The sequence below is a fragment of the Streptomyces adelaidensis genome, from assembly GCF_016598475.1.
In the GTDB taxonomy this organism is placed as follows: domain Bacteria; phylum Actinomycetota; class Actinomycetes; order Streptomycetales; family Streptomycetaceae; genus Streptomyces; species Streptomyces adelaidensis.
The window spans coordinates 1-5,831 of the sequence record NZ_JAEMUX010000171.1; the positions used below are offsets into that span (position 1 = coordinate 1).

The window sequence follows — 5,831 nt, forward strand, 5'->3', positions numbered from 1 at the left end:
AGCTAGTTCGCGGAGCGCGAGTGGGCGGCCGCCCCCGTCACGGTACGGCCGCCCACCCGGCACTCACAGCCGGTGCGGCTTCGCGCGACGGCGCAGGTACCAGACCGCCGCCACCGTACCCGCGGCCACCAGCGCGCCACCGCTTGCCAGGGTGATCGTGCCGTACTCCTCGGTGGCCCCGCCGATACCGCCCATGACGCCCAGTGAGGGCGAGGGGGAGGCGGTGGCGGTCGCGGAGATGGTCGGGGTGGCGGCGGTGACGATGATGGACTGGGTGCCCGCCGTGGTCCCGTCCTCGCACACCACGATCACGGTGTACGTGCCCGGGATGACGCTCCCCCAGGCGGCGGACTGGGTGGTGCTGGTGCCGGTGAGCGTCGCCTGACGCCCCTGGGAGAAGTTCGCCTGCCCGCCGGCGAGCAGCGAGGCGTTGCCGAACACGCCGTTGGTGCTGTTCGGGCAATCGTTGGTGGTGACCGTGACCGAGGATCCCGTGGTGCTCACCGAGATCCCCGTGGTGACGGCGGTGGCCGTCGTCGTGGTCAGGGCGATCGGCAGCGCGGCGGCGGCCATGGTCAGGCCGGAGCGGAGGAGTAGGTGAGACATACGCATGGGTCTGCCCTCCGGCGGCACGGTCGGCGGTACATCCCTTGCGCCGCCGGGCATCGGGAGACCCGTGCTGCCTCAGAGCGAGCCAACGCGCCCTTCGTCCCGTCCGCATGCGGACGACGCCCGGGCAGGTGACGGATTCCGCCGTGCGGGGGACCCCCGCTCACCCGCCGGTCCTCACCGTCCGCTCCGCCGAGTACCCGCCCCAGGTCCCGTCCGGCAGCTTCGCCCGGATCCGCACCCGGTACGCCACCCCGGCCTCCCGGCCCACGTAGAACCCGTACGTGGCCCGGTCCCTGGGCGGGGTCCCACCCCAGACGAGCGTCGTGGCCGGCTCTCCGTCGAGCTGGATCTCGTACTCCGTGACCACACCGTCGGTCCGCGGCGGAACCCACGACAACTCGATGGAGTACGCCCCGTCGGCCCGGCGCGTGGTGGCACGGAACCCGGTGGGCGCCGTACCCCGCCCCTCGTCCGCCCCCTGCGCGGTGGTCAGCCGGAGCGCCGGACTCGCGGGCGAGACGTTGTCCGCCGCGTCCCGCGCCCGCACGGTGAAGGAGTACCGGGTGCCGGCCCGCAGCCCCGTGACCACGGCCGCCGTCTGCTCCCCGCCCACACTGTGGATCTTCGAGTCGCCCTGCAGGACGTCGTACGACACCACGTCCCGGTCGTCCGTCGACCGCTCCCAGGTCAGCTGGACCGCCTTGCTCCCGACCGTCTTTCCGCCGAGGCGCCCGGGGCGGGTCGGGGCCCGGTGGTCGGCCGGCGCGGCGGCGGGCGTCGTGGCCCGCACCTCCGCGCTGGGCGGCCCGAGACCCCCGGAGACACCGCGGGCCCGGACCGTGAACACATACGTGGTGGACGGCGCGAGCCGGGTGATGTCCACCATGTGCTCGCCGCCCGACACGTCCCTCACCTTCGTAGGGCCCCGGTACACCTCGTACCCGGAGATCTCCGGTTCGCCGGACGCCCGGTTCCACATGACGTGGACGCTGGTGGCACTGCCCGCGGCCGCGGTGACCCCCGGTGGGGCCGGGGGCGGACGGCGACCGGGGCTCTCGTCCATCGCGCAGGCCGCCGTGAGGAGGAGCAGCGAGGCGCAGAGCATCGGCATCAGCAAGGGCTTCGGCGCGGCCCTCGCCGCGGGGTCGGACACGGGCTTCGGTACGGGAACGCGTCGCACGGTCCTGCCCCCTCGGACGTCGAACATCGACGGGATTGGTCTGTACCTATCTCCATGTATGACATGAGTGACGCGGTCACATCAAGGGGTGGGGCGAGAGGGCGTGGGAGCCGGTCGAACGCTCCGCGCGAGGTCTGCCGGTTCACGGCATCCGGAGCGGCTACGTGTGCTGGGGCTCTGACGCGACGTGAACTCGCCGTCTTTCCAAGGCAGTTCGCGTCGTACGGTGCGGGCCGCTGTCGTCGCCGATCCCGCGCCGACGAGAGCGGCCGAGCGGCCGGGGCCCAGGCCGGCCCGGGCCCTCGGCCGCGCGTCCGTGCCTCGGGCGCCGTGCACCGTCCGGCCCCCTCCCGGTGGCCGACCGCTCCGACCCGACCCAGTTTGGGTGAGTGTTCGTCACTGTCCCCCCAGGAGAGGGTCTCTCATCGTGCGAGTCCGCTCGTTCACGCTGGCCGCCGTCGGCGCCGCCCTGCTTGCCCTTGTCACCCTGCCCGCCCTGGCCCATCCACAACAGGTCATACAGCGGGAGGGCACCGTGACCGCGGCCGACCTGCTGGCGAAGGTACGGGGCTGTGTCCGGGTGTCGCCGGGGCTCTATCGCAATGACGTCGGCACCCCGGCCGTCGTCCCCGTCTGCGGGATCGACGGGGCGGTGTTCTGGAAGGCCGACATGGACATCGACTGCGACGGCCGGCCGGGTCCGCGCTGCAACCGCGACACCGACCCGTGGTTCCAGTCCACCACGTCCTATCAGCAGTCCGACGGCCGCCATCTCAGCCCCGAGACCCTGCCGTTCATCGTCGTCCCCGCCCCGAGCCTCATCTGGGACTACCGCGACCACGGCATCAAGGGCGGATCCGTCGCCGCCGTCATCTACGAGGACCGGGTCCAGTACGCCGTCGTCGGCGACACCGGCCCCCGGAGCATCATCGGCGAGGCCTCGTACGCCACCGCCGAGGCCCTCGGTATCCGCCCCGACCCGCGCCGCGGCGGCACCGACTCCGGCGTCACCTACATCGTCTTCGAGGACTCCCGCGTGAGCCCGATCGAGGACCACGGGGCGGCGGTGGAACAGGGGCAGGCGCTGGCACGGAGGTTCGTGGAGGGGTAGGGCCCGTGCGCGTGGCGCGGGGCCCACCGCCAGATGCGGCGGCAGGCCCCGCAGCGCAAGGATCAGCCCCTCGAAGGGTCACTCCTTCTGATACCGGAGGGTCACGCCTTCCGGCACCGAAGAGTCACGCCTTCCGGCACCGGAGGGTCACTCCTTCCTGTACAAGTACGCCTCCGAAGCCGCGGCCGCCACCGCCGCGAGGTCCGCTCCCGTCGAGGCCGTGACGACCGCGGCGACCGCGCCCTCGACGAACGGGGCGTCGACCAGACGGGTGTCCGGGGGAAGTTCGTCGCCCTCGGCGAGCAGGGCCTTAACGGTGAGGACCGCGCTGCCGAGATCGGTGAGGACCGCGACCCCGGCGCCTCGGTCGACGGACGCGGCCGCCGCCGAGATCAGCTCGGCGCTGGTGCCCAGGCCGCCGTCCTCGGTACCGCCCGCCGGGGCGACGGGAACGGCGGCGCCCGCACCCGCCAGACCCTTCGCCAGCTCGGCGACCGAGGCGGCGACGGCGGCGCTGTGCGAGACCAGCACGATGCCGACCGGCTTCCCGTCAGGCATCGGCCGCCTCTGAGGCCTCGGCGGCGGTGGCGAGGGCCGCGATCAGCAGCGCGGCCGACGTGGCGCCGGGGTCCTGGTGCCCGATGCTCCGTTCACCGAGATAGCTGGCCCGGCCCTTGCGGGCCTGCAGCGGGACGGTCGCCAGCGCGCCCTCCTCGGCGGCGGCCCGCGCCGCGACGAACGACTCGGTGAGCGCGTCGACGGCCGGGACGAGCGAATCGATCATGGTCTTGTCGCCCGGGGCGGCCCCGCCCAGCGTCATCACCGCGTCGACCCCGGCCCGCAGCGCCTCCGCGAACCGGGCCTCACTCACCTCGGCCGCCTCGCCGAGCGCCTTGCCGGTCCGGCGCAGCAGGGTGCCGTACAGCGGGCCGGAGGCGCCGCCGACGGTCGAGATCAGCTGCCGTCCGGCGAGCACGAGGACGGCGCCGGGCGTGTCCGGCGCCTCCTTCTCCAGCACGGCCGTCACGGCGGCGAACCCGCGGCGCAGATTGCTGCCGTGATCGGCGTCCCCGATCGGCGAGTCGAGCGCCGTGAGCCGCTCGGCCTCGCGTTCCACCGAGGCCGCGGTGGCCGTCAGCCAGCGACGGAAGAAGTCGGCATCGAGCACGGAATCTCCTTGCGTGGTACGGAAATTGACTGATCGTGAGGTGTAACGGCATCCAGGGGGCGGGCTGCTGCCGGTGGCGGCGGCCGAAGGTGCCCTCACACACCCCAGCGCAGTCCAGGAGTCCTGACGGGAGCGTCGTACAGCCGAAGCAACTCCTCGTCGACCTGGCACAGCGTGACCGACGCGCCGGCCATGTCGAGCGAGGTGACGTAGTTGCCGACGAGAGTGCGGGCCACGGCGACCCCGCGCTCGGTCAGCACCCGCTGGACCTCCGCGTTGAAGCCGTACAGCTCCAGCAGCGGCGTCGCGCCCATGCCGTTGACGAGCAGCAGCACCGGGTTGCGCGGACTCATGTCCTCCAGAACGGCGTTCACCGCGAAGTCGGCGATCTCCCGAGAGGTCATCATCGCGCGCCGCTCACGCCCCGGCTCACCATGGATGCCGACACCCAACTCCAGCTCCCCGGCGGGGAGATCGAAGGTCGGGCTGCCCTTGGCCGGCGTGGTGCACGCGTCGAGGGCCACCCCGAAACTGCGGGAGTTCTCATTGACCTGCCGGGCCAGCGCCTCGACCTGCCGCAACGGCTGCCCCTCCTCGGCGGCGGCCCCCGCGATCTTCTCCACGAACAGCGTCGCCCCTGTGCCGCGCCGCCCGGCGGTGTAGAGACTGTCCGTCACGGCCACGTCGTCATTGACGAGCACCTTGGCGATCTGGATGCCCTCGTCCTCGGCGAGTTCGGCCGCCATGTCGAAGTTCAGCACGTCACCGGTGTAGTTCTTCACGATGAACAACACCCCGGCCCCACTGTCCACGGCCGCCGCGGCCCGCACCATCTGGTCGGGCACGGGCGACGTGAACACCTCACCGGGACAGGCCGCCGACAGCATCCCCGGCCCCACGAAGCCTCCGTGCAAGGGCTCGTGCCCCGAGCCCCCACCGGAGACCAGCCCCACTTTCCCGGCCACCGGCGCGTCCCGCCGCACGATCACCCGGTTCTCCACGTCCACGGTCAACTCGGGATGCGCGGCTGCCATACCCCGCAACGCGTCCGCGACAACGGTCTCCGCGACGTTGATGAGCATTCTCATGGGTACCTCCTGGGGAGATTACGGGACGAGCCGATGACCTGTGTTTTAGCAGGTCAACATAGGCTTGACCAATTGTTGATCTTGACGGTTCGCGGGGGTCGTGGGCGGGCTCTGGCGGTACTGACGCTGACTCAATGCTGACTTTGATGACGGGGCGTCAGATATCTGGAGTGGTCGGGCACGGGGCGGCAGGATCGCATCTGTTGGGAAGTATCGACCTTGCGGCAGCGAAGGTCACGCGCATGGACGCTCAAGAGCGGTGCCAGGGTGCCTGAGGCTCTCTGCCGGTTGGGCCACGGGCGGTCCAGAATGAGGGGCGACGCGTGCGGGCGGCCGATCTGACGCGGCAGTGTTGGGGAGGGGACTCCTCATGAAGTTCAGGAAGAGAACGCTCGAATCCGGAGCCCTTCTCCGGGCTGATCGACTACTGATGAGCCCCGCTGAAGCCCTCGATGAGGGGTCTGACCGGCGGCGGTGAGAGCGTCGTGAACAGGTACGTGCGGAACTCTGCGAAGCCTTCCCGTACGACTGCACCGGCGGTGGGCCGAGGGCTGCACTGTCACCCGTCGCCTGTTCGGGGAAGTCCGAAAGCGTCGGTTACCCACTCTTTCGATCAGGACATCATCAACCTGGTGGAGCCACAGGTCCTAGAGGAGCACATCATGCACAGCA

The 5,831-nt window shown here is 71.4% G+C and carries 6 protein-coding genes; 1 reads left to right on the forward strand and 5 read right to left on the reverse strand.

Annotated features, from left to right (window positions below; all coding sequences use genetic code 11):
* Window positions 1-63 precede the first annotated feature (63 nt).
* Both I8N67_RS40655 and I8N67_RS40660 read right to left on the reverse strand, forming a co-directional pair.
* Window positions 64-612, reverse strand: coding sequence for a hypothetical protein (locus I8N67_RS40655; RefSeq protein WP_200309339.1), 549 nt, complete (start codon window positions 610-612; stop codon window positions 64-66).
* A 160-nt stretch (window positions 613-772) separates the two neighbouring features.
* Window positions 773-1,792 carry a fibronectin type III domain-containing protein gene (locus tag I8N67_RS40660; RefSeq protein WP_372443915.1) on the reverse strand — a complete coding sequence of 340 codons (1,020 nt, stop codon included), beginning with the start codon at window positions 1,790-1,792 and terminating at the stop codon, window positions 773-775.
* A gap of 427 nt (window positions 1,793-2,219) precedes the next feature.
* Here I8N67_RS40660 and I8N67_RS40665 point away from each other — a divergent pair, with 427 nt between their 5' ends.
* Window positions 2,220-2,903, forward strand: coding sequence for a glycoside hydrolase family 75 protein (locus tag I8N67_RS40665; protein WP_200309341.1), 684 nt, complete (start codon window positions 2,220-2,222; stop codon window positions 2,901-2,903).
* A 147-nt stretch (window positions 2,904-3,050) separates the two neighbouring features.
* Here I8N67_RS40665 and I8N67_RS40670 read toward each other — a convergent pair whose 3' ends face one another.
* The 3 genes from I8N67_RS40670 to dhaK all read right to left on the reverse strand — a co-directional run bounded on the left by I8N67_RS40670 (window position 3,051) and on the right by dhaK (window position 5,159).
* Entirely contained in the window at window positions 3,051-3,461 is a 411-nt protein-coding gene (locus tag I8N67_RS40670; RefSeq protein WP_200309342.1) for a PTS-dependent dihydroxyacetone kinase phosphotransferase subunit DhaM, read from the reverse strand.
* Window positions 3,454-4,071, reverse strand: coding sequence for a dihydroxyacetone kinase subunit DhaL (gene dhaL / locus I8N67_RS40675; protein ID WP_200309343.1), 618 nt, complete (start codon window positions 4,069-4,071; stop codon window positions 3,454-3,456). The genes I8N67_RS40670 and dhaL overlap by 8 nt, the downstream gene beginning before the upstream one ends.
* Before the next feature lie 95 nt (window positions 4,072-4,166).
* On the reverse strand, window positions 4,167-5,159 hold the full coding sequence (gene dhaK, locus I8N67_RS40680) for a dihydroxyacetone kinase subunit DhaK (RefSeq protein ID WP_200309344.1): 993 nt from the start codon (window positions 5,157-5,159) through the stop codon (window positions 4,167-4,169).
* Between the last annotated feature and the right edge of the window lie 672 nt (window positions 5,160-5,831).

Excerpts from the sequence above, each read along its gene's own strand:
- dhaK (WP_200309344.1), bottom strand. The coding sequence starts at position 5,159 with ATGAGAATGCTCATCAACGTCGCGGAGACCGTTGTCGCGGACGCGTTG.
- I8N67_RS40655 (WP_200309339.1), bottom strand. The coding sequence starts at position 612 with ATGCGTATGTCTCACCTACTCCTCCGCTCCGGCCTGACCATGGCCGCC.
- I8N67_RS40670 (WP_200309342.1), bottom strand. The coding sequence starts at position 3,461 with ATGCCTGACGGGAAGCCGGTCGGCATCGTGCTGGTCTCGCACAGCGCC.